Source organism: Rubrivirga litoralis (assembly GCF_031846415.1).
Lineage (GTDB): Bacteria > Bacteroidota > Rhodothermia > Rhodothermales > Rubricoccaceae > Rubrivirga > Rubrivirga litoralis.
The window spans coordinates 1-22843 of sequence record NZ_JAVRHT010000041.1 but is presented as its reverse complement, the minus strand read 5'-3'; the positions used below and the strand labels follow the sequence as shown (position 1 = coordinate 22843).

Annotated in this window: 20 protein-coding genes; 13 read left to right on the top strand and 7 right to left on the bottom strand. The window is 74.0% G+C overall.

Translation table 11 applies throughout. The annotated features are described in order from the left end of the window. Positions 1-9: 9 nt before the first annotated feature. Positions 10-2169 (bottom strand): penicillin acylase family protein, encoded by a 2160-nt coding sequence (locus RM540_RS14120; protein ID WP_311665233.1) that lies wholly within the window; start codon positions 2167-2169, stop codon positions 10-12. Between the two features lie 341 nt (positions 2170-2510). Then, positions 2511-4172, bottom strand: a complete 1662-nt coding sequence (locus RM540_RS14115) for a helix-hairpin-helix domain-containing protein (RefSeq protein WP_311665231.1) — start codon at positions 4170-4172, stop codon at positions 2511-2513. Positions 4173-4496: 324 nt separating this feature from the next. On the opposite strand from RM540_RS14115, the gene RM540_RS14110 reads away from it, so the two are divergent. The 8 genes from RM540_RS14110 (at position 4497) to RM540_RS14075 (ending at position 11431) form a co-directional block, all read left to right on the top strand. Then, positions 4497-6200, top strand: coding sequence for a S41 family peptidase (locus tag RM540_RS14110; protein WP_311665229.1), 1704 nt, complete (start codon positions 4497-4499; stop codon positions 6198-6200). 322 nt (positions 6201-6522) lie between these two features. Beyond that, positions 6523-7278 (top strand): MotA/TolQ/ExbB proton channel family protein, encoded by a 756-nt coding sequence (locus tag RM540_RS14105; RefSeq protein WP_311665227.1) that lies wholly within the window; start codon positions 6523-6525, stop codon positions 7276-7278. A gap of 69 nt (positions 7279-7347) precedes the next feature. Continuing rightward, entirely contained in the window at positions 7348-7617 is a 270-nt protein-coding gene (locus RM540_RS14100) for a hypothetical protein (protein WP_311665225.1), read from the top strand. A 30-nt stretch (positions 7618-7647) separates the two neighbouring features. Beyond that, positions 7648-8220: an ExbD/TolR family protein gene (locus tag RM540_RS14095; RefSeq protein ID WP_311665223.1), complete on the top strand. Its 573-nt coding sequence runs from the start codon at positions 7648-7650 to the stop codon at positions 8218-8220. Between the two features lie 48 nt (positions 8221-8268). Next, a complete protein-coding gene (locus tag RM540_RS14090) occupies positions 8269-8721 on the top strand; it encodes an ExbD/TolR family protein (protein WP_311665220.1) in 453 nt (150 codons plus the stop codon). Positions 8722-8981: 260 nt separating this feature from the next. Continuing rightward, positions 8982-9998, top strand: coding sequence for an isocitrate/isopropylmalate dehydrogenase family protein (locus tag RM540_RS14085; RefSeq protein WP_311665218.1), 1017 nt, complete (start codon positions 8982-8984; stop codon positions 9996-9998). 61 nt (positions 9999-10059) lie between these two features. Continuing rightward, positions 10060-10476, top strand: coding sequence for a DUF4293 family protein (locus tag RM540_RS14080; RefSeq protein WP_311665217.1), 417 nt, complete (start codon positions 10060-10062; stop codon positions 10474-10476). Between the two features lies 1 nt (position 10477). Beyond that, positions 10478-11431: a DMT family transporter gene (locus RM540_RS14075; protein WP_311665215.1), complete on the top strand. Its 954-nt coding sequence runs from the start codon at positions 10478-10480 to the stop codon at positions 11429-11431. A gap of 31 nt (positions 11432-11462) precedes the next feature. Here the strand turns inward: RM540_RS14075 and RM540_RS14070 are convergent, their stop codons facing one another. The 4 genes from RM540_RS14070 to RM540_RS14055 all read right to left on the bottom strand — a co-directional run bounded on the left by RM540_RS14070 (position 11463) and on the right by RM540_RS14055 (position 16884). After that, a complete protein-coding gene (locus RM540_RS14070) occupies positions 11463-12500 on the bottom strand; it encodes a glycosyltransferase family 2 protein (protein WP_311665213.1) in 1038 nt (345 codons plus the stop codon). Positions 12501-12776: 276 nt separating this feature from the next. Continuing rightward, entirely contained in the window at positions 12777-13961 is a 1185-nt protein-coding gene (locus RM540_RS14065) for a GNAT family N-acetyltransferase (protein ID WP_311665211.1), read from the bottom strand. A 98-nt stretch (positions 13962-14059) separates the two neighbouring features. Beyond that, positions 14060-15376 carry an aminotransferase class I/II-fold pyridoxal phosphate-dependent enzyme gene (locus RM540_RS14060; protein WP_311665209.1) on the bottom strand — a complete coding sequence of 439 codons (1317 nt, stop codon included), beginning with the start codon at positions 15374-15376 and terminating at the stop codon, positions 14060-14062. A gap of 239 nt (positions 15377-15615) precedes the next feature. Then, a complete protein-coding gene (locus RM540_RS14055) occupies positions 15616-16884 on the bottom strand; it encodes a glycosyltransferase family protein (RefSeq protein ID WP_311665247.1) in 1269 nt (422 codons plus the stop codon). Between RM540_RS14055 and RM540_RS14050 the strand changes: the two genes are divergently transcribed. Beyond that, entirely contained in the window at positions 16883-17995 is a 1113-nt protein-coding gene (locus RM540_RS14050) for an alkene reductase (protein WP_311665207.1), read from the top strand. The two genes, RM540_RS14055 and RM540_RS14050, sit on opposite strands and share 2 nt — an antisense overlap. Positions 17996-18197: 202 nt before the next feature. On the opposite strand, the gene RM540_RS14045 is transcribed toward RM540_RS14050, so the two are convergent. Then, complete coding sequence (locus RM540_RS14045; protein ID WP_311665205.1) at positions 18198-18692, bottom strand: hypothetical protein; 495 nt, start codon at positions 18690-18692, stop codon at positions 18198-18200. Positions 18693-19062: 370 nt separating this feature from the next. Between RM540_RS14045 and hrcA the strand changes: the two genes are divergently transcribed. The 4 genes from hrcA to RM540_RS14025 form a co-directional block, all read left to right on the top strand. Further along, on the top strand, positions 19063-20139 hold the full coding sequence (hrcA, locus tag RM540_RS14040) for a heat-inducible transcriptional repressor HrcA (protein ID WP_311665203.1): 1077 nt from the start codon (positions 19063-19065) through the stop codon (positions 20137-20139). A gap of 240 nt (positions 20140-20379) precedes the next feature. Further along, complete coding sequence (locus tag RM540_RS14035; RefSeq protein ID WP_311665201.1) at positions 20380-20979, top strand: nucleotide exchange factor GrpE; 600 nt, start codon at positions 20380-20382, stop codon at positions 20977-20979. A gap of 35 nt (positions 20980-21014) precedes the next feature. After that, a complete protein-coding gene (dnaJ, locus tag RM540_RS14030; protein WP_311665199.1) occupies positions 21015-22187 on the top strand; it encodes a molecular chaperone DnaJ in 1173 nt (390 codons plus the stop codon). A 113-nt stretch (positions 22188-22300) separates the two neighbouring features. Further along, positions 22301-22843 (top strand): flavin reductase family protein (locus tag RM540_RS14025; RefSeq protein WP_311665197.1); only part of this gene is annotated, 543 nt, incomplete at its 3' end.

The window sequence follows — 22843 nt, the reverse complement described above, 5'->3', positions numbered from 1 at the left end:
GGGGCGGGGCTAGCGGGGCGGCGAGAGCACGAGGCGCCGCGCGGGCATCGCAGCTCGGGGGTCGAGGGCGACGACGAACCCGCCCGCGTCGGCTCCCACGTCGAGGACGCCGGAGGCCGCCGGCCGCCCCGCCGGCGTGCGGACGAACGTCCGGCCGTCGTCCAGCCGCGACCACACGGTCCACACGGCCAGCGGCGGGTGGGCGCGCTCGAACACCAGGCTCGGGCCGGGGACGAGCGCCGTCGGGTGGCCGCCGGGGAACGGCAGCGGCTCGGCGTAGGACCGCGCCGCGACGCCGCCCCGCCCGCCGAGGACCGGGAACCGGGGGCCGTCGCCCAGGAGGTGCCCCCAGCGCCACTCGGTCGGGAGCGTCCCGTAGCGGTCGCGGAGCTCGGCGCGGGCGATCCGCAGCGTGTAGGGGAGGAGCGCGGCGTCGAGCGAGTCGGCCGGGTCGGGAAGGTGCCCCGTGTAGTCGCGGTGGGCCACGAGCCACCACTCGAAGACCGACGGGCCGATGGCGTCGGCGCGGTACCCGCCGTCCCAGCTCCGCAGGTACGAGTAGGGGACCTGGAGGGCGAGCCCCAGCGAGTCGCGGTCGCCCAGCGCGGCGAGGAGGCGGGCGTTGAGGCGGGCGGCCCACGGGCTCACGGCGTCCTCGGCGAGGTCTTCGGGCGTGAGCCGCTGCGCCGCGGGCGCTCCGCCCGGTGGCGCCTCCGCGTCGGGGCGGGGGGGGGCGGGGCGGCCGACCAGGCGGGCGAGGCGGTCGGCCGCGTAGCGTGCGAGCGAATCGCGGGCGACGAGCGCGTAGCCCAACCCGGACGCGGCGACCACCGGCCGCCCGAGCACGCGCGTCTCGGCCCGCGTCGCCACGAGCCCCTCGCGCGCGAACAGCGCGAACGCGTCCGGCACGCGCCCCGCCCGGAGCGCCGCGAACGCGCCCAGGTCCGTGCCCGGCCGGAACCCCCGCCACCGGACGCGCCAGCCGCTCGGGGCCGTCGAGTCCGCCGCCGCCGAGTCGGCCGCCGCCCCGCCCGGGGACGCCAGCGGACTCGCCGCGGGCGGGGTGGTCAGGCCGGGCGTCTCTCCGCCCCGCCCGGCGGCGCCGGGTGCCGTGGTGTCCTGCGCCGCCGGCCGCCGCGGGACCGCGCTCCGCCCCGCCCGGAGCACGAGCCCGCTCGTGTCGCGGGCCACCTCCAGGAGCGTCTCGTTCCCAGCGCGGTCGACGACCCGGCTAAAGACGGGGGCCGGGGCGGGGCCGCCGTACGGCTCGAGGCGGAGGTCGCTCCCCAGGAGGAGCCCCCAGCCGAGCCCGCCGGACCACCCCGCCGGCGAGACCAGCGTGCCGGGGATCGTGGCCGCGACCGCCACGCGCGACCCGACGCGGAGCACGGCCGGTGCGAGAAGCGGGAGCGCCGAGGCCCCCGCCGAGACCTGGCTCGCCAGCGTCGCCGCCCCGCCCGACGTCGCGGCGTAGACGCGGCCGCCCGCTTGCGACGGGGCGCCGAGAAAGGCCCGGAACGCCGAATCGGCGGCGGCAAAGCGGACGACGGCGGAGTCGGACGCGGCGGCCGCCCAGCGCGCGGCGTCGGCCGAGTCGGCGCGGGCGGAGTCGAGCCGGAGCGGGGAGGAGGCGAGGTAGGCATGGAGGCGCTCGACGGCCAGGGCGTCCCACGGGCGCCACGGCTCGGGCACGACGCCGCCCGCGAGGAACGCGTCGGACTGGGCCACGCCGGGGTCGGCCAGCCCCCGCGAGGCGCCCCGCGCGTAGGCGTCGAGGACCGCCTGCTGCTCGGGCGGAAGGGCCGCGTAGGTCTGCTGCGCGAGGTCGGCAAAGCCCAGCGCGCGGGCGTGGAGGTCGAGCGCACGGTTGGAGCCGCCGAACCACTCGGCCAGACCGCCCCGCGCCGCCTGCCGCCACAGGGTCATCGCCCACGCGTGGTCGACGGCGTGGGCGTAGCCCAAGCCCGCCGCGAGGTCGGCCTCGGTCTGGGCCTCGACGAACACGCCCCCGCTGTCGCTCCAGGCGACCGTCACCGGCCCGCTCAGGCCGTCGAGGCGGAGCGCCCCCTCGCGCGCGGGCTCGGTCCCGTAGGCGAGCGCGACCGTCGCCGCGACGAGTCCTGCGAGGAGCGCGAGCGCGAGGCCCAGAAAAACGAAGACGCGGGTCACGAGGGGGTGGTGGGGAGCAGGAAGCTACGCGGGCGGGGTGGGGGAGCGGCGGGTCAGCAGGGCGGGGCGGTCGGGGATGTCGCCAAGGACCACGGGAGGCGGCGGCAGTCCCCCTCTTAGCCACCGCGGCAGCGTCGGCGTAGCCAAGGGGGGCCAGGGGTGGTTGTTGGGAGGGCGGGGCGGTCTGAACAGGCACCGCCCCGCCCGCTGCCGCCCCACCCACGGGCGACCGCCGGTCGCCTCTACGGCCCACCCCGCCCGCGGTGAGAGCGGGGCGGCCGCATCTTCTGCACGCTGCACGCTGCACGCTGCACGCTGCACGCTGCACGCTGCACGCCGCCCTACCGCCCCGCCCCGCCCAGCCACGCCGCCAGCTCGCCCGCGGTCTTCGACGTCAGCGAGCCCTCGGCCGTCAGGCCGCCCTTCTGGGCCGACGCGACGCCCCAGCGCGTGTCGTCGAGCCCGTCCGTCGAGTGGGCGTCGGGGTTGATCGAGACCAGCACGCCGCGCTCGCGGGCCGCGCGCACGAACGTCCAGTCGACGTCGAGGCGCCACGGGTTCGCGTTCAGCTCGACGGCCACGCCGTGCTCGGCGCACGCGTCGAGCACCGCCTCGTGGTCGAGCGGGTACCCCTCGCGGCGGAGCAGGAGCCGCCCCGTCGGGTGCCCCAGCACGTCGACGTGCGGGTTCGACACCGCCCGGACCACGCGCGCGGTCGCCTCGGCCTCGGTCATGTTGAACCCCTGGTGCACGCTCGCGACGACGACGTCGAGTTGGGCGAGCACGCTGTCGGGAAAGTCCATCGAGCCGTCGGCCAGGATGTCCACCTCGGACCCCGAGAACACGCGGAAGCCGACGCCCTCGGCCGCGTAGTCGTCGTTGAGACGGGCGACCTCCTCGACCTGCCCGAGCACGGCGTCGACGCTCAGCCCGTGGGCGATCTGGAGGCTCCGGCTGTGGTCGCACACGCCGAAGTAGCCCAGCCCGCGCTCGCGCGCCGCGTCGCACATCTCGCGGAGCGTGGCGCTCCCGTCCGACGCCGTCGTGTGGTTGTGGACCGTCCCCCTCAAGTCGGCCGACGTCAGGAGGGCGGGGCGGTCGCCGCTGTCGAGCCAGTGCGGGTCGTCGCGGAGCGGGGCGGGAATGGGCTCGACGCCGGCCGCGCGGTACACGTCGTCCTCGTCGGCGTGGTCGCCCGCCCCGCCCCGCTCGCGGACGGCGGCGACGTGGGCGTCGGGGCCGGTGTGCTCGAAGAGCGCGCTCCCGTACGCCGCGGGCGGGGCGGACCAGGCGGCGAGCGGCAGCCCGAGCGGGAGCCGGCCCTCGACCCGGCCGTCCTCCGCCCCGCCCGGGCGCGCCGCGCCCCAGTCGGCGAGCGCCGCGGCGGCGGCCTCGGGCGGGGCGGTCGTGACGAGGGCGGCGCCCTCGACCACGTTGCACTGGCGGCGGACGGCGCCGGCGAGGTCGGCGGCGTGGCCCGCCTGGCGGAGCGCGTCGCGCGCGGCGACGGCCTCGGCCCACGCGTCGCGGAGGTGGGCCTTGCCGCGGTACGCCTTGAGCTGCTCGACGGCGCCCAGGATGTTCTGGACCGTCTTGGCGCCGAACCCGTCGAGCGCCTCCAGCCGGCCCGAGACGGCCGCCGCCTCCAGGTCCTCGATCGACGTGACGCCGGCCTCGGTCCACAGCGCCCGCACCTTCTTGACGCCGAGCCCCTTCACGCGGAGCACCTCGGGGATCCCGGGCGGGAGCGACTGGAGCAGCGTCTCGGTCACGCCCATCGTCCCCGTCTGGAGCAGCTCGCCGATCTCGGCGGCCAGCCCCTTCCCGATCCCCTTGACCCCGACCAGCTCGCCGGCCGCCAGCAGCTCGGCGACGGGCTCCTCCAGCCGCTCGACGGTCCGCGCGCCCGACGCGAAGGCCCGCGCGCGGAACGGGTTGCCGCCGGTCAGTTCGACGAGGTCGGCGGTGAGCTTGAGGTGGCGGGCGACGGCTTTGTTGGTCACGGGCGGTCCCTGGGGCGGGGTGGGGGAGACGGGGCGGGTAGGGCGCGGGGCGGGAAACGTTCCACCGGACGCCGCCCCGCCCGGTGTCGCCGCCGCCTCGCGCCTGCGGGCGGGGCGGTTGCCTTGTGCCCGCCGCTCGCCTTGCCCGACGGGCGACCGCCGGTCGCCCCTGCGGCGGCCGCCCCGCCCTCGCACGGGCGGGGTGGCGTCCCTCTCGTGCCGGTTCCCCTTCCCCTCCCGCAACCCCGCCCCGCCCCGCGCGTCCGACTCACACCAACGCTGCTCCGCCTCCGTTCGAGCGGTCCTCCTTTGCCCGCCCCCCGCATGCCCCGCATCCGCATCCGCCCCCTTTTTGCCGCCGGGCTGCTCGCCGTCGGGCTCGTCGTCGGCGCCCAGGTCCAGGACGCCGTCTCCGGCTCCGACGACGTCGAGCAGCTGAGGAAGATCGAGGAGGCGTACGAGTACATCAGCCGCGCCTACGTCGAGGAGGTCGACTCGGCGCAGCTCGCCGAGGACGCCATCGACGGCATGCTCGCCGGGCTCGACCCGCACTCGATCTACATCTCGGCCGAGGACATGCGCGCCGTCCGCGAAAGCTTCGACGCGAGCTTCGAGGGCATCGGGATCTACTACGAGTTCATCGAGGGCCGCGAGGGCGTCGACACGCTCGTGGTCCTCATGCCCATCGCGGGCGGGCCGTCCGACGAGGCCGGGCTCCAGCCGGGCGACCGGATCGTAGGCATCGACGGCGAGGGCGCCATCGGGATCGACCCCGACGAGGTCCCGCTGAAGCTGAAGGGGCCGCGCGGGACGTCCGTCGACCTCGAGGTCTCGCGGCCGGGCTACCGGCAGCCGCTGAGCTTCTCGATTGAGCGCGACAAGATCCCGCTCAACACCGTCATCGCCCACTACATGGTCGACGACGAGACCGGCCTCGTCCGCCTCCAGCGCTTTGCGCGGACCAGCCACGACGAGGTCCGCGACGCCATCCGCGATCTGAAGGCGCAGGGCATGGAGCGGCTCGTGCTCGACCTCCGCGGCAACGCCGGCGGCCTGCTCGACCAGGCCTACGCCATCGCCGACGAGTTCCTCCCGGCCGGCGACATGATCGTCTACACCGAGAGCCGGCACGCTGGCAACCGCCGCCAGTACCGGGCCAAGTCGGGCGGCGTCTTCGAGGACTCCCCGGTCATCGTGCTCGTCGACGAGAACTCGGCGAGCGCCTCGGAGATCGTCGCGGGCGCGCTCCAGGACCACGACCGCGCGCTCCTCGTCGGGCGGCGGACGTTCGGGAAGGGGCTCGTCCAGCAGCAGTTCCCCATGACCGACGGGAGCGTGCTCCAGATGACCGTCAGCCGCTACTACACGCCGGCCGGCCGCCTCATCCAGACCCCGTACACGCTCGGCGAGAGCGACGAGGACTACGGGGCCGACAAGCTGGCCATCCGCGAGGCCATCGAGGACCGGCTGGCCCCAGACGGCGGCCTGATCGACGCGAGCGCGTTCGCGTCCGAGGTCCCCGACTCGCTCGTCTTCCAGACCGACGGCGGCCGGACGGTCTACGGCGGCGGCGGCATCCTCCCCGACTACATCGTCACGCGCGACTCGATCGGGGCCGCCCTCCGCACGGTCATCGGGCGGAACTTGGACAACGAGTTCGCCCGCGTCGAGATCGAGCGCCGCGGCGACCCGTTCCGGGAGCGGTGGGAGAACAGCGGCGAGGCCGCCTTCCGCACGGGCTTCGAGGTCGACGACGCGACGTACGACCGCTTCCTCGAGTTCGCCTCGGACCACGGCGTCCGGGTCGTGGCCGAGCGCCCGGACGGCGACGGCGGCGACGAGGCCGTCCTCGTCCGCCCCGAGGTCGACGCCGTCCGCGACGACGTCGAGACGCGGATCAAGGCGTTCATGGCCCGGCGCCTCTTCGGCGCTGACGCGTTCTACCCGGTCATCGGCGACCTCGACCCGACGCTCCAGGAGGCCACGGGGCTGTGGCGGGACGCGGCGACGCTGGCCGCCCGCCGCTAACCCACGCCTCGCGTGCCCTCGGCCGACCGCCCCGCTCCCGGCGCACGCCGCGGGCGGGGCGGTGTCGTGTCGGCGGGTCCCGCTGGGCGGGGTGGGGCGCGGGGTCTCGGGCGGGGCGGCAACCTCTGCGGCCGCGCCGGGTCCTAGGTCCGGGGCGCAACTCCTGTGCCGGCCCATCTTCGTGTCGCGTTGACATTCCCGGGGGCGGTGGGGATATTGGCCTCCTCCTCCGGCGCGACTGCGCCACCCCCGCCTTTGCGGGGCGCTGCCCTACCGGCCGCCCCGCTCGCCCTCCCCCAACCCGACTCGAGGTCCTGACCCCATGACGTTCTTCGCACTGCTCCAGGCCGCCGACGCCGGCTTCGCCAACGGGCTCGTCTACCGCTTCAACGAGGGCGGCAACTTTATGTGGCCCGTGCTGATCACGCTGATCATCGGGCTCGCCATCGCCTTCGAGCGCATCCTCTCGCTCAACCGGGCCGACATCAACGCCCAGAAGTTCCTGGGCCGCGTCAAGGAGGCGCTCGACAACGGCGGCGTCTCGGCCGCCGAGGACGTGTGCGCCAACACGCGCGGGCCGGTCGCCTCGGTCGTGCAGGCCGGGCTCACGCGCTACGACGAGGGCATGGACGCGGTCGAGAAGGCCGTCGTCTCCTACGGCTCGATCGAGATGAGCTTCCTCGAGCGCGGCCTCGTGTGGCTCTCGCTCTTTATCTCGCTGGCCCCGATGTTCGGGTTCCTCGGGACGGTCGTCGGGATGGTCGAGGCGTTCGACGCCATCGAGGCGGCCGGCGACATCTCGCCGTCGCTCGTGGCCGGCGGCATCAAGATCGCCCTCCTCACGACGGTCTTCGGGCTCATCGCGGCCATCATCCTGCAGGTGTTCTACAACTACTGCGTCTCCAAGATCGACCGGATCACGGCCGACATGGAGGAGGCTTCGGTCGAGCTCATCGACTCGCTCTCGATGATGTCGGTCGGCCGCCCCGCCCTCAGCGGCCGCACGCGGGCCACGCTCCCCGACCCGAAGCGCGAGCTCGGCACGGGCGACGACGTCACCAAGGTCGACCTCACCTAAGCCGGCCCTTCTGCACGGGGGCGGGGTGGGGGAGCAGCTCTCCCGCCCCGCCCCGCACTGACCCCCGCTATGGAAACCGCACTGATCTGGCTCTGCCTCCTCCTCATCGGCCTCGGCCTGCTCATGATGGTCGGGTTCGGCCTCAAGAACGCCAGCCACCGCCTCGCCGGCGAGAGCAAGATGGGCCTGGCCGCCTTTGCCCTCCCCGTCCTCATCCTCATCGTCGCCTACTTCGCGTCGGGGGACTGGACGTCCGCCTTCGTGATGGCCGCCGTGTTCACGGCGCTCTCGGGGCTGCTCGCCCTCGTCATCGCGGGCGCGAAAAGCTTCTTCTCCTGAGTTAGAAGACCTCGAACCCTCCCGATCCCCATGCCGCTCCTGAAGCCCCGCAAAAAGCGCGACGCCGAGATCCCATCGTCCTCGATGGCCGACATCGCGTTCCTGCTCCTGATCTTCTTCCTCGTCACCACGACGATCGACGCGGACAAGGGGATCTACATGCAGCTCCCGCCGAAGCTGGATGAGTCGAACCCGCCGCCGGAGATCAACCAGCGGAACCTGCTCAACATCCTCGTCGCCGCCGACGGCCAGGTGCTCGTCGACAACGAGGTGACGGCGATCCCGCAGATCCGCAACATCGTCAAGCGCCACGTGCTCAACAACGGCCGCGAGCCCAGCCTCTCGGTGAGCCCGGACAAGGCCGTCGTGTCGTTCAAGACCAAGCGCGGGCTCTCGTACGAGAACTACATCGGCGTGCTCGACGAGATCAAGTCGGCGTACAACGAGCTCCGCGACGACGCCTCGCAGCAGCAGTTCGGCGTCGACTACGGGCAGTACAAGTCCCGGCTCGAGCAGGACCCGGTGACGGGCGAGACGGAGACCGACGTGATCTCCGAGCAGATCCCGGTCAAGATCTCGCTCGCCGAGCCCGACGACGACTAGGCCTGCCACCCCGCCCGCTCGGCTCTACGGCCACCTCTATACTCCGTTATGTCTGCGCATTTTAAAAAGAAGAGCTCCAACACGAAGGAGGAGATCCCGACAGCCTCGCTGCCGGACATCATCTTCATGCTCCTCATCTTCTTCATGGTGACGACCGTGCTCCGCGAGACGGACCTGCTCGTCAACGTGTCGATCCCGCAGGCCGAGGCCGTGGAGAAGATCGACCAGAAGCGGCTGATCCAGTACGTCTACATCGGGCCGGAGCGGCGCGAGACGGGCGGGCTGGGCGAGCCGGCTGTCCAGGTCGACGACGCCATCGTCCGCGACCTCCCGGACATTCGGCAGGCCATGTTCCGCCGGCTCCGCGAGGAGCCCCGGACCATCATCTCGATGCGCGTCGACCGCGACATCGAGACCGGCCTGCTCTACGACGTCCAGCAGGAGCTCCGCGAGGCCGAGGCCCTCCGCGTCAACTACTCGACGAGCCGGGAGGCGGATTAGGCCGCCCCGCCCACTCGCACGCCTTTGCCGGGGCGCTCCGCCAGGGGCGCCCCGGCTTTTTCGTGGGGGCGGGGTGGGGCCAGCCGCCCCGCCCTGGCCGCCCGTTGAGCGGGGCGGCGGGCGATCCTGGAACGACCGCCCCGCCCGGCGGGAGCGGGGCGGGGCATCGCGCTGCGGGCGGGGCGGCCGCATTCGCGCGGGTTCCACGTCGGCTTCGGGCGCCGCCCGCCTAGCTTGCAACTCCCACCCCGCCCCTTTGCATGGCTTACGCAGCGACCCTCATCCCCGGCGACGGCATCGGACCCGAAGTCACGGCGGCCACCGTCAGCGTTCTGGAGGCGACCGGCGTCGCGTTCGACTGGGACGAGCAGCAGGCCGGCGTGGGCGCCTACGAGGCGACCGGCGACGCGCTCCCAGAGGCGACCGTCGCGTCCATCGAGCGGACGCGGCTGGCGCTCAAGGGGCCGCTCACGACGCCCGTCGGAACCGGCTTCCGCAGCATCAACGTCCGCCTGCGGCAGCACTTCGACTGCTACGCCAACGTCCGCCCCTGCGAGACGCTGCCGAACACGCACGGGCCGTTCGAGGGCGTTGACCTCCTGCTCTACCGCGAGAACACCGAAGGGCTCTACGCCGGCATCGAGTACTTCGACGAGCGGAACCAGATCGCCGACTCGATCAACCGGATCACGCGCACGGGGTCGGAGCGGATCATCCGGTACGCGTTCGAGGACGCAAAGCGGCGGGGCCGTAAGCGGCTCACGCTCGTCCACAAGGCCAACATCCTGAAGGAGTCGAGCGGCATGTTCCTCCGGATCGGGCGCGAGATCGCGGCCGACTACCCGGACGTCGAGTTCGACGACCGGATCATCGACAACATGGCGATGCAGCTCGTGATCCGCCCCGACGAGTACGACGCGATCGTCACGACGAACATGTTCGGCGACATCCTCTCCGACCTCATGTCGGGCCTCGTCGGCGGGCTGGGCGTGACGGGCTCGGCCAACATCGGCGAGGACTGCGCGCTCTTCGAGGCCGTCCACGGCTCGGCGCCGGACATCGCTGGCCAGGGCATCGCCAACCCGACGGCGCTCGTCCGCTCGGGCGAGATGATGCTCCGCTACCTCGGTGAGGACGCCGCTGCCGAGGCCATCCGGCAGGCGCTCCATGACGTCTACTCCGACCCGTCGACGCTCACGAGCGACCTGGGCGGCGACGCGTCGACGTCCGCATTCGGCGACCGCGTGGCCGACCGCGTCCGCGCCGTCCTCGCCTAAGGGCGGGGCGGCCGCCCCGCCCGCGCTTTTCCACCCCGCTCCGGCAGTCTCCCCGACCGACGTGATCCAGCGCATTCAAACCCTCTATCTCGTCCTCGCCGCGCTCCTGCTCGCGCTCTTCGTCGGGCTCGCCAGCGGATGGGCTGAGGCCATCGCCCTGGACTCGGCGTGGCTCGGATGGGTGGGCTACGGGCTCGCCGTGGTGACGGCGTTCGTGGCCCTCGCCGCCGTCGGGCTGTACAAGGACCGGCCGCTCCAGCGGCGCGTGATCTACGTGGCCCAGTGGCTCGACCTGGCCCTCGTGGTCGTCGTGCTGGTCGGGCTCTTCGTCGTGACCGACCCCGCGGCGACGACGGCGCCGGTCGGCCTGTACCTCGTGGCGCTCCAGCCGATCGTGGCCTACCTCTTCCTGCGCATGGCGCGGCAGCGCGTGACGGCCGACATCGAGGTCGTCAAGTCGATGGACCGGCTCCGCTAGCGTGGCCGCCCCGCCCTCCGAGCCAGTCGGCGTCGAATCCGCCGGGCGGGGTGGGGACGCCGTGCCGCCGGGCATCTGGGCGCTGCTCGCGCTCGCGCTGGTCGCCGTCGGCACGTCCCCGATCCTGGTCCGCCTGGCCGGCGACGTGCCGGCGCTCGCGCTCGCCGCGTGGCGGACCGTGTTCGTGTCGGTGCTGCTGGTGCCGGTCGCGGCCGTTCGCGTGCGGGGCGAGATCCGGGCGCTGCCGCGCCGGGACGTCGGGCTGATCGCCGTCGCCGGGGTGTTCCTCGGGCTCCACTTTATGGCATGGATTACGTCGGTCCAGCTGACGAGCGTGGCCAGCGCGTCGGTCCTCGTCACGCTGTCGCCGGTCTTCATCGTCATCCTCGGCGCCGTCTTCCTCCACGAGCGGCCCGACCGGCGGACGGCCGTGGCGATCGCGGCGGCCGTCGTGGGCGCGGCCCTTATCGGCGCGACGGGGGGCGATGGAGGCATATACCCGGACCCGCTGCTCGGGAACGCGCTCGCGCTCCTGGCCGCCTTCCTCGTCGCCGTCTACCTCCTCATCAGCCGGTCGGTCCGCCAGCGCACGTCGTTCCTGGCGACGTTCGTCCCGCTCAACACGGCCGCCGCGCTCACGTGCGTCGGCGTGTGCGTCGCGCTCGGCGTGCCGCTCGGGCTGCCCCTCCCCGCCCTCGCGCTCGCGTTCGCGCTCGGAATCGGCCCGGGGCTGGTGGGCCACGGCTCGTTCAGCCTGGCCCTCCGCTACGTCACCGCCGCGCTCATCGGGCTGCTCACGCTGGCCGAGCCGGTGATCTCGACGGCCATCGCGTTCGCGTGGTTCGGCGAGCGCCCCGCCCCGCTCGCGTTCGTCGGCATGGCCGTCGTGCTCGCCGCGATCTCGGCCGTCGTGGTGGGGCGGGCGTCGCCCGAGGAAAGGGGAAAGAGGAAATAGGAACGGGCAGAGGCAGGGGCCACCCCGCCCGCTATTCCTCTGCGTCCCTCCATCCCGCATCCCTCCATCCCTCCTCGGGCAAGTCGGAAAAGCGGCGGCGGCCGCGCAGGAAGTAGTCGACGACGACGGAGCGGCGGTAGGGGGGGAGCACGACGCGCTCGTCGGGGCGGGGCGGGGTGACGGCGTTGATGCGCTCGCGGGCGTCGCGCCACGCGCGGCGGATCGCGGCGGCCTCGTCGCGGCGGCCGGCGGCGAGGGCACGCGCCGCGGCGGCGGCGTCGAAGGCGCGGCGCGCGGCGAGCACGCGGCGGAACGCTGGGGCGGGGAGGTTCTTGGCCAGCATCACGAGCCCGTTGCGCACGTTGAAGTACATCTTCCGCGGGCTGCCCTGGGGCAGCGACGCGCCGCCCAGGTGGTACGCCTCCGACGCCGGCTCGACGCGGACACGCCACCCCGCCCGCTGGAGCCGCCAGCACAGGTCGATCTCCTCCATGTGCATCCCGAACGACTCGTCGAACCCGCCGGCCGCCTCGAACGCCGCGCGGCGGACGACGAGCGCGGCGCCGGTCGCCCAGAAAACGTCGCGGGCGTCGTCGTACTGGCCGCGGTCGGGTTCGAGCGTGTCGAACAGGCGCCCGCGCGTGAACGGGTAGCCGAACGCGTCGAGGAATCCGCCCGACGCGCCGGCGTACTCGAACTGCCCGCGGTCGCCGTGCTGGAGCAGCTTCGGCTGGACGGCGGCCACGCCGGGGTTGTCGAACGCGGCGACGAGTGGGCCGAGCCACCCCGCCGGCACCTCGACGTCGTTGTTCAGGAAGCACAGGAGGTCGCCCGTCGCATGGGGCACGGCGAGGTTGTTGCCGCGCGCGAACAGCGCGTTCTCGGCGTGGCGCATGACGGTGACGTCCGGGTGCGCCTCGGCCAGCCACTCGGCCGTTCCGTCGGTCGAGGCGTTGTCGGCCACGACGATCTCCAGGTCTGGGTAGTCGCTGGCGAGGACGGACGGGAGGAACCGCTCAAGCAGGCCCCGCCCGTTCCAGGTAACGACGATGACGGAAACGCGAGGCACGGGAGAGGGGGGCGGGGCGGGCGCTGCGAAAAGTACCGGCCGCCCCGCCCGCGGGTCGTAGGGGCGACCGGCGGTCGACCGTGGGCGGGGCGGCGCCTGACCCGCCCGGCCCGGCGGCGGCGGGCACCCTGGGGCGGGGCGGTCGTGGCCGGCGCCACCCCGCCCGATGTCGCCCCGCCCGTGGGCGGCGGCCCGACGGCGTTGCACGCAACGCCGCTACAAGATGCCACCCCGCCCGATGCCGCCCCGCCCCGCATCTTCCCGACCCCCGAACCCCTACAGCTCCGCCTCGAACATCGCGTACTCCTTGTCGCGCGTGGCCCCCAGCTTTTCCAGCCCGTTGATCATCGGCTTGTTCGTGTCCAGCACCCAGCTCAGCTCGGCCGCCTGGTAGCCCACGCCGCGGCCGTTCACGATCGTGTGGTGGATGAGGAACGAGTCCAGGCCCGCGTTCCGGTACGCCGGGATCACGCCCATGAGCGCCATGCGGACCTCGTAGATCGACCCCGACTTGACCGCCGCGAACGCCCTGGCGATGCCCGCCGGGCGGAGCCGGCCGCGCGGGAGCTCCTTGAGCGCCCGGTTGTAGTTCGGGATCGACGTCGCGAACGCGATGGGCTCGCCGTCGAGCTCGGCGAACAGGAACAGGTCCTCCTCGATCACCGGCTTCAGCTCTTTCGCCAGGTGGATCGCCTCGCGGTCCGTGTACGGGACGTGGCCCCAATTCGCGGCCCACGCCTCGTTGTAGATCCGCATGGCCGTCACCACGTCGTCCTCGAACCGCTCGGGGTCGAGCGGGCGGATGCGGATGCCCGGGTGCCGGCGCTCCACGATGGCCGCGCCGCGCGCCATGCGCTCGGTGTCCATGTACGCCTCGTGGACGTAGAACGCCCACATCGTCATGGCCCGCCGGAAGCCCCACCGCTCCAGGAAGTCCTGGTAGTACGGGTAGTTGTACGGGAGGAGGATCGACGGCGGGCGGTCGAACCGGGCCACGAGGAGCCCAGCCACGTCGTTCATGGTCGGGTTGGCCGGGCCGCGCACGCCCGTCAGCCCGCGCGCGCGGAGCCAGCCGGCCGCGGCGTCGAGGAGCGCCTCGGCGACGGCGTAGTCCTCGACGGTGTCGAAAAAGCCGAAGAACCCGTTGCCATCGGCGTACTTCGCCAGGTGCTGCCCGTTCTCGATCGCCGCCACGCGCCCGACGACCGCCCCGCCCCGCTCGGCCAGGAACAGCTCCATGGCGCCGTGCTCGAAGAACGGGTTCTTCTTCGGGTCCAGGATCTGCTTCTGGTCGAAGCGCAGCGGCGGGACGAAGTACGGGTCGCCGGCGTAGAGGTCGTACGGGACGTCCAGGAACGCCGCCCGGTCGGCCGGCGAGCGGACGGGCCGGACCGTGACCGGGAGCCCACGCCCGGGCGGGGTGGCGCCAGTCGGGGCGGGGCGTGCGGCGGTCTCGGGCATGGGCGGGGCGGTCTGGGAGCGGACAAGCTAGCGGCGCCGCCCCGCCCTCTGGCCGCCCCGCCCGTGGGGCGCAGGCCGAGCGAGAGGGCTCCCGGCCCCTACGCCCCGCTCGGCGTCATCGCGGGCCCCGGCTTCCCGCCCGGCGCGATGATCCCGTGCTGGAGCCCGACGGTCTCGAAGGCGCTGAGCACGCGGTCGAGCTCCTCGTCGGTGTGCGTGGCCATGTAGCTCGTCCGCATGAGCGACTGGCCCTGCGGGACGGCCGGGGGGACAACGGCGTTGGCGAACACGCCGGCCTCCAGGAGGTCCTTCCAGAACGCGAAGCAGCGGTACATCTCGCCGATCACGACCGGGATGATCGGCGTCTGCGAGGCCCACACGTCGAACCCGAGCGAGCGGAACCCGTCGCGCATGGTGTCCGAGATCTCGGCGAGCCGCTCGAGCCGCTCCGGCTCGGTCTCCAGGATGTCGAGGCACGCGAGGACCGTCGCGACGGCCGACGGCGGCATCGACGCCGAGAACATGTGGGTCGACGCCGTGTGGCGGACGTACTCGATCACGGTCTCGTCGCCGACGGCGAACCCGCCGAGCGACGAGAAGCTTTTCGAGAACGTCCCCGTCGTGAGCGCCACCTCGTCTTCGAGCCCGAACACGGACGCCGAGCCCCGGCCGCCGTCGCCGATCACGCCGACCGCGTGGGCGTCGTCCAGGAACAGGGCGGCCCCGAATTCCTGGGCGAGCCCGACGAGCTCGGGCACACGCGCGATCGTCCCCGACATCGAGAACACGCCGTCCGTCGCGATCAGCTTGCCGGCGTCCGGGCGCTCGTTCGAGATCCGCTCGAGGAACGTCCGCAGGTGCTCCACGTCGTTGTGCCGGTAGCGGACGGTCTCGGCCGCCGACACCTGCTGCCCGGCCAGGATGCACGCGTGGTTGTCCTTGTCCGAGAAGATGACGTCGCCGCGCCCGGCGAGGGACTGGAGCAGGCCCTGGTTGGTCATGTACCCCGTCGAGAACAGGACGCACGCCTCCTTGCGCATAAACCGGGCGAGCCGCTCCTCAAGCTCCAGGTGAAGGTCGAGCGTGCCGTTGAGGAAGCGGCTCCCGGTGCACCCCGTTCCGTACTTGTCGACGGCCGCCTTGGCCGCCTCGCGCACGCGCGGGTCGTTCGTGAGCCCGAGGTAGTTGTTCGACCCGGCCATGATGACCTCCCGGCCGTTCATGACGGCCCGGCTCCCTTCGGACACCTCGATGGCCCGGAAGTACGGGTAGAGGTCGGCCTCGTTGACCTTCTGGTAATCCCCGCCCGGCTCGAAAAAGCGCTCGACCTTGTCGAAGATCGACGCGGCCGGTCGGTCGGTGGGGTCCGAAGGGGAGCCGGTCGGCTGCTGGCCGAGGAGGTCGGGAACGGTCATGGCACAGCCGGGGGGCGGAGAACCGCAGAAGATACCCGCCGCCCCGCCCGCGCAAGGGTACAGAACGGGTGAAGGGGCGTCCGTCCTACACGGCCAGACCTCCTCCGCCCCGCCCGCCCCGCGCGCGAGGCGCCGTCTGGTGCCGCCGCTGCGGCGCTCCCGCTATGGCCCCCGCCCCGCCCACGCTGCCCACGTCAAGGGGCTTTCCACGCCAAGGGCGGGGCGGTCGCCCAGCGCTGCTAGGCCACTTCCGGCCGGACCGGCGCCCGCGTCGGGGCGGGGCGGCCCGCCCCGCTCACCACGGCCTCGATGGCGTCGGCCGCCCGCTCCCGCCCCGCCCGGCCCTCGGCGGCGGTCTGGGCGGGGCGGCGGAGGCCGGCGGCGCGGTCGAGAAAGACGGCCACGTCCGACGGGCGCGGCGGGCGGCCCACGACGGCCCCGCCCCGCCCCGCGTCGCGGAGCGCGAGCGCGTTGACGACCTGCTCGAAAAAGCCCCGGTTGGGGAGCGCGAGGACGGGCACGCCGAGGTGGAGCGCCTCGCTGAGCAGCGTGAACCCGGCCGTCGCCACGACGGCGCGGGCGGCGCCCAGGTCGGCGAGGAAGCCGGCCCGCGACGGCGGCCGCAGGCGGACGTTGGGCGGGGCGGCCTGCCCCGGGTCCAGTCCGTACACGTCGAACGCGGCGTCGACGGCGCCGAGCGTCCGCACGAGCGGCTCCAGCCCGGCCCCCTCGTTGACGTAGACGAGCACGCGGTCGCCAGGCTCGGGCCGGACCGCGAGCACGTCGTCGCGCAGGATGGGCGGCACGAACACGGCCCGCGAGCCCGCGCGGGGCGGGGGGAAAAAGAACGAAGGCACGACCACGCCGTCGGGGCGGGGCGGGGCGAGCACGCCGATGCCCAGCCGCGTCCCCACGGCCGAGAGCGCGTGGCGGAGCGGGACGCGCGGGCGGGCCTCGGTCAGCACGAGCTGGTGGCTGAGCGCGACGACCGGGACGCCCAGGCGGCGCGCGGCGCGGGCTACGAACGGCTCGTGGTCCGACACGACGACGTCGGCCTCGACGGACGCCAGCCACGCCTCGGCCTCGGCGATGATCTCGGGGCTCCGCCACGTGAGGTCGAGGTTGGCGCGGGCCGTCGCGAGGTAGCGCACGCGGTTGCCGCGGAGCACCTGGCGGAGCGCAGGGACCCGGTGCACCGGCCCGCTGCCCTCTTGCGCGAGGCGGTCGGCGGCGGGGGCGTCGGCCGCGAACCGGACCCGGTGCCCACGCGCGCGGAGCGCCTCGGCGACGGCGGCGGCGCGCGACGAGTGGCCACGGCCGTGGCCGCAGAGGGCGTAGACGACGAGGGCCAGGGCGGGCGGGGCGGGTGACGCCTCGCCTACCGGGGCGCTCCCCCCGCGTTCCCCGCCTCGCCCCTGGGTGCTCGCCGGAGAGGGCTCATGGGCGGGGCGGCGGCGGAACAGGGACTCGGGCGAATGGTTGTGACGACAAACACCCACCCCGCCCATGCTGCTCTCGCCGTTCACGCTCGGCCCGCTCGAGCTCCCCAATCGGATCGTCTTCGCCCCGCTCACGCGCAGCCGCCACGGCCGCCAAGTCCCGACGGACCTCGCGCCGACGTACTACGCGCAGCGGGCCTCGGCCGGCCTCCTCATCGCCGAGGCCACACAGGTGACGCCGCGCGGCCAGGGCTACCCCGACACGCCCGGCATCTACACCGAGGAGCAAGCCGAGGCGTGGAGCGGCGTGACCGACCTCGTCCACGCCGTCGGCGGGCGGATCGTGCTCCAGCTGTGGCACGTCGGCCGCGTGTCGCACTCGGCGTACCACGACGGCGCGCTGCCTGTGGCGCCGTCGGCGATCCCCGCGAAGGGGAAGGCCATGACGCCGGACTTCCAGATGGTCCCGTTCGAGACGCCCCACGCGCTGACCGAGGACGAGATCGCTGATACGGTCGAGCAGTACCGGCACGGCGCCCGGCTCGCGCGCAGCGCCGGCTTCGACGGGGTCGAGATCCACGCGGCGAACGGCTACCTCATCGAGCAGTTTTTGGGCTCGGACTCGAACCACCGGACCGACGCCTACGGCGGCTCCGTCGAGAATCGGCTCCGGTTCCTCCGCGAGGTGACGGACGTCGTCCTCGCCGAGTGGCCCGCCGACCGCGTCGGCGCGCGGCTGTCGTTCGCGGCCGGCACGAACGGCGTGACCGACGCCGACCCCGAGGAGACGTTCGGGGCCGCGTCGGAGGCGCTCTCCGAGGCCGGCCTCGCCTACCTCCACGGCATCCGCCCGAACGCGGGCATGGGGTCCAAGGGCGGGCTGGGCGACCTCGATGCCATCGCCCTGATGCGCCAGCACTTTAGCGGCGCCGTCATCGCGAACGCCGACTACGACCGCGAGGAGGGTGAGGCGATCCTCCAGGCGGGCACCGCCGACCTCGTCGCCTACGGCCGCCCGTTCCTCGCCAACCCCGACCTCGCCATCCGGTACGCCGCGCAGGAGGCTGGGCTCGACGCGCCCCTCAACGAGCCCAACCCCAGCACGTTCTATGGCGGCGGCGCCGAAGGCTACACGGACTACCCGATCTGGGACGGCCAGCCGGCCGCCGTCGAGGCCTGACCGCCCCGCCCCGCCCGTCAGGGCGGGCGCACGCTAACGAGTCAGCGTCTCGGACGGGTCGGGGTACTCGGTACGGGGTACGCGCGCGTCGAGGTCGGATCGAACCGTACCTCGTACCCGGTACCCCGTACCAGCCCGAAGGGTGCTCTAGCATATGCTCACCCCGCCCCGCCCGCCGAATTGCGCGGGCGGGGCGGCGCCTTTATAGTAACCGCTCGCGCGTGGCCCGCTCGCGAACCGTCCCCCCGACGACGAGCCCGGCGGCGATGAGCACGAGGTTTTTGACGATGTACTGGCCTTCGAGCGTCAGCGCGAACAGGTCGAGCGGCGACGCGAGCGGCCAGATCGAAAAACACACCTCGGGGAGCACGACGAACGGGAGGAACGTGCCCGGCATCTGGAGCGCGAGCAGGAACAGCGCCCCGCGGACGGTCGGCCGGAACAGGAGGAGCACGCCGATCAGCACCTCCCACGCGGCGAGGACCGGGTAGAAGACGTCCGGGTTGACGAAGTAGACCGTGTTGCGGACGAGATCCTCGGCCGGGCTCAGGCCGGGGATCAGCTTGAGCCCGCCGAACCAGATAAACACGACGCCGATGGCGTAGCGGAGCAGGCGGACCCCGTGGCGGCTCATCCAGGCGGCAATGCGCGCGTCGAGGCGGTCGAGGGTCGAGTGCGGGAGGCGGGTGACGTCCACGGCAGTACAGGAGGGTGTGGCGTGTGAACGGGGCGGGGCGGGGCGCTCCGTGACCGGCCGGTCAAGACGGGGCGGGGAGGGGGTGAACTCGGACCGCCCCGCCCTCACACGACGGGGGGGGCACGTCATGCGACCGACGTGCGGCGGAGGCAGGCAGCGGGTGGGGCGGTTCGGGCGAGCCGTGGCGCCACCCCGCTCGCGGCAGCTGCCGCGGCGGAACGGGCGGGGTGGCGTCCGTACTGGCGTCCGTACGCGGCCGCCCCCACAGGGCGGGGCGGCTGAAATCGGTGCGAAGGCTCGGCCCGCCCCGCCCGCGCGCAGACGGGCGCCGCCGCTACCTTCGTTTGTTCCGTCGCCTGCCACCCACGCCGTGCCCCGCCCGAGCGACCCCGCCCGCCCCGCCGGCCCGCTTTCTGAGCGGGAGCAGGACGTGCTGCGCCGCGTCGTCCAGCACTTTATCGGGACCGCCGCGCCGGTCGGCTCGAAGGCGCTCGCCGGCGACGTCGAGCTGTCCAGCGCGTCGATCCGGACGACCATGCGCGACCTGGAGGACGCCGGCTACCTCGGCCACCCCCACACGTCGGCCGGGCGCGTCCCGACCGAGCAGGGCTACCGGCTCTACGTCGACGACCTCCTCGACGTGACGGGCCTGTCGGCGCGCGAGGCCACGCTCCTCCGCGACGGCGTCCGCCGCCGGCTGGGCGACCTCGACGCCATCGCCCGCGACACGTCGCGCCTGCTCGGGCGGCTCAGCCAGCTTTTGGGCGTCGTCCTCACGCCCCAGCTCTCGACCGGCGTCCTCGACCGGCTCGAGGTCGTCCGGCTGTCGTCGTCGCGCGTCCTGTTCGTGCTCGCGCTGCGGGGCGGGCTGGCGCGGACGGTCACGGCCGAGCTCGACGTCGAGGCCGACCCCGCCGCGCTCGACGCCGTGGTGCAGCGCCTGAACGAGCGGCTGGCCGGCTTGACGCTCGCCGAGATCCGCCGGACCGGGGCCGACCGCGTGGGCGACCTCGCGGAGCACGACCGGACGGGCGTGGTCCGCGTCGTGCTCCGCGAGGGGCCGGCCCTGTTCCGCGACGAGACGCCGGGCCAGCGCGCGGCGATCGGCGGCGCGCAGCACCTGGTCTCGCAGCCCGAGTTCAACCGGCCCGAGCTCGTCCGCGACGTGGTCGAGCTGGCCGAGAGCGAGGACGTCGTGGTCCACCTCCTGGAGCGGCCGGCGGCCGTCGACCCGGCCGAGCCCGACGGCGCCGTCGTCCTCATCGGCCGCGAGGTCGAGCGCGGCCGCCCCGGCGGCCCGTCCTACTCCGTCGTGACGGCGCCGTACCGCGTGGGCGGGGCGGTCGGGGCCGTGGCCGTGATCGGCCCGACGCGGATGGACTACGGCCGGGCCATCGTGCTCGTCGAGCACGTGGCCGGCCTGCTCGCCGCCCCGCCCGACGACTGACGCGCGAGGTGGTCGACGCGGTGCCCCCTGAGAATCCCCCAGCCCGGGCTCCGGCGTGGGCGGGGCGGCCGACCGGAGCCTGCCGCACGCGCCCCGAAACCGCCCCGCTTGGCGGCCTGACACGGGGGCGGGGTGGATCTGGAGCCGCCCGCCCGTGGTGAGACCGCCCCGCCCTTTCTCCCCCGTTTCGCCCGTCCTCCTCCGGCCCGGCGCGATCTTTCCCGCCCGGCCGCTCACGCCATGACCGACCGCCCCGCCTCTCCCGACGCCGCGCCCGACGGCGCCGCCCCGCCCCCCGACGCCCCGCCCGCCATGACGGACGACGCCCTGCCCGCCGACGAGGTCGACGAGACCGCCCCCTCCGACGCCGCGACCGACGACGTCGAGGCGCTCCGCGCCGAGGTCTCTGGCCTCCAGGAGAAGCTGCTCCGCCAGACCGCCGAGTACCAGAACTACCGCCGCCGCTCCGAAGGCGACCGCGCCGAGTCCGTCCGCGTGGGCCGGCAGGGCGTGCTGCTCCCCATGCTCGACGTCTACGACGACCTCCGCCGCTCGCTCGACGCCGCCCGGACCGCGGCCGAGTCGGGCGGGGCGGGGGAGACCGGCGCGCTGCTCCAGGGCATCGAGCTGGTCACGAAAAAGTTTACAGACGCCCTCGCCGGTGTCGGCGTTGAGCCCATTGAGGCCGTCGGCCGCCCGTTCTCCGAGGAGGAGCACGAGGCCGTCATGCAGCAGCCGGCGCCCGACGCCGAGTCCGGCACCGTCCTTGCCGAGGTCCAGCCGGGGTACCGCCTCGGGGACCGTGTCCTCCGTCACGCCCGCGTCGTCGTCGCCGAATAGGCGCCGCCCCACCGCCCCCAGATCCCACCCCGCCCGTGCCCGCCGACGCCACCCAACGCGATTTCTACGACGTCCTCGGCGTCGCCCGTACGGCGACGCCGGACGAGATCAAAAAGGCCTATCGGAAGAAGGCCCTCCAGTTCCACCCCGACCGCAACCCCGGCGACGCCGAGGCCGAGTCCTCGTTTAAGGAGGCGGCCGAGGCCTACGAGGTGCTCTCCGACGAGGGCAAGCGCGCCCGCTACGACCGCTTTGGCCGGGCCGGGCTGGGGAACGGCGCCGCGGGCGCGCCGGGCGGGTTCTCCGACATCTCCGACATTTTCTCGGCGTTCTCGGACATCTTCGGGGGCGGCTCCCAGTTCGAGGACGTGTTCGGCCGGAGCGCCGGGCGCCGCCGCAGCCACGGCCGCCCCGGGACCGACCTCCGCGTCCGCCTTGCGCTCACGCTCGAGGAGATCTCCGAGGGCGTCGACCGCCAGCTCACGCTCCGCAAGTTCGTCGCGTGCGACCACTGCGACGGGACGGGCGCCGAGGACAAAGAGGCCGGGTTCCGCACGTGCTCGACGTGCGACGGGGTCGGCGAGGTGCGGCAGGTGTCGACCTCGTTTTTCGGCCAGTTCGTGAACGTCCAGCCGTGCCCGACGTGCCAGGGCGAGGGCCGCGTGATCGTCGACGCGTGCCACGTGTGTGACGGCGAGGGCCGGATCAAGGGCGAGGAGACGGTCGACGTCGAGGTGCCGGCCGGCGTTGCGAGCGGCCACTACCTCCAGATCCGCGGGGCCGGCAACGCCGGCATCCGGGGCGGCGCGCCCGGCGCGCTCCGCGTCGAGATCGACGAGCGTCCGCACGAGCACTTTACGCGCGAGGGGCTGGACGTCCGCTACGACCTCCACCTCTCGTTCCCCGACGCCGCGCTTGGCACCGAGGCGACGGTCCCCACGCTGAAGGGCCGGGCCACGCTCCAGATCGACGCCGGCGTCCAGTCCGGCCGCGTGCTCCGCATGCGCGGGCGCGGCCTCCCCGAAGTCGGCGGCGGCCGCCGCGGCGACCAGATGGTCCGCGTCCTCGTGTGGACGCCGCAGGAGGTGTCGGGCGCTCTTCGCCAGACGCTCGAGCAGCTCCGCAGCGACCCCGACCTCACGCCGAAGCCCGAGGGTTCGGGCCGGCGCGGCTTCTTCGGCCGGGTCAAGGACGCTTTCGTCGGGTAGCGGCGGGCGGGGCGGCCGCCCCGCCCCCACCGGAACGCTCTCGCCCGCGGGCGGGGTGGCCGGGGACCGCCCCGCTCCGCAGAACCGCGCGCGGGGACTCCCGTCAGACGAAGGTGACCACGCCGCCCCCCGCCCCCGCCGACCAGGCCCCCGAGCACCCCGAGGCCGTCGAGGCCACGGGCGAGGCGCTCCGGTCCGTGCTCCGCGACCTCCCCGCCCCCGTCGTCGTCGTCACCGCGCGGACGGCGGACGGGCCGCGCGGGGCGACGATTGGGTCGTTCGTGAGCGTCTCGCTGGACCCGCCGCTCGTCTCGTTCAACGTGACGCACGGGACGCGCCTCCACGACGCGCTCGGCGAAACCGACGTGTGGGCGGTCCACCTGCTGTCGGCGGAGCAGGCCGAGCTCGCGGCCCACTTTGCCGTGCCCGACCTCGACGGCCTCAAGCAGCTCGCGCCGTTCCCGCACTTGAACGTAGCGCCGGGGCCGCCGCTCCTCCGCGGCACGCTCGGCGTCCTCCGGTGCCGCCCCCGCGCCCACGTCGAGGCCGGCGACCACACGGTCTGGATCGCCGAGGTGACGGGCATCGTCGAGGGCGCCGGCTCCGCCCCGCTCCTCTACTACCGCCAGTCCTACCGCGGCGTGGGGGGGGAGGTG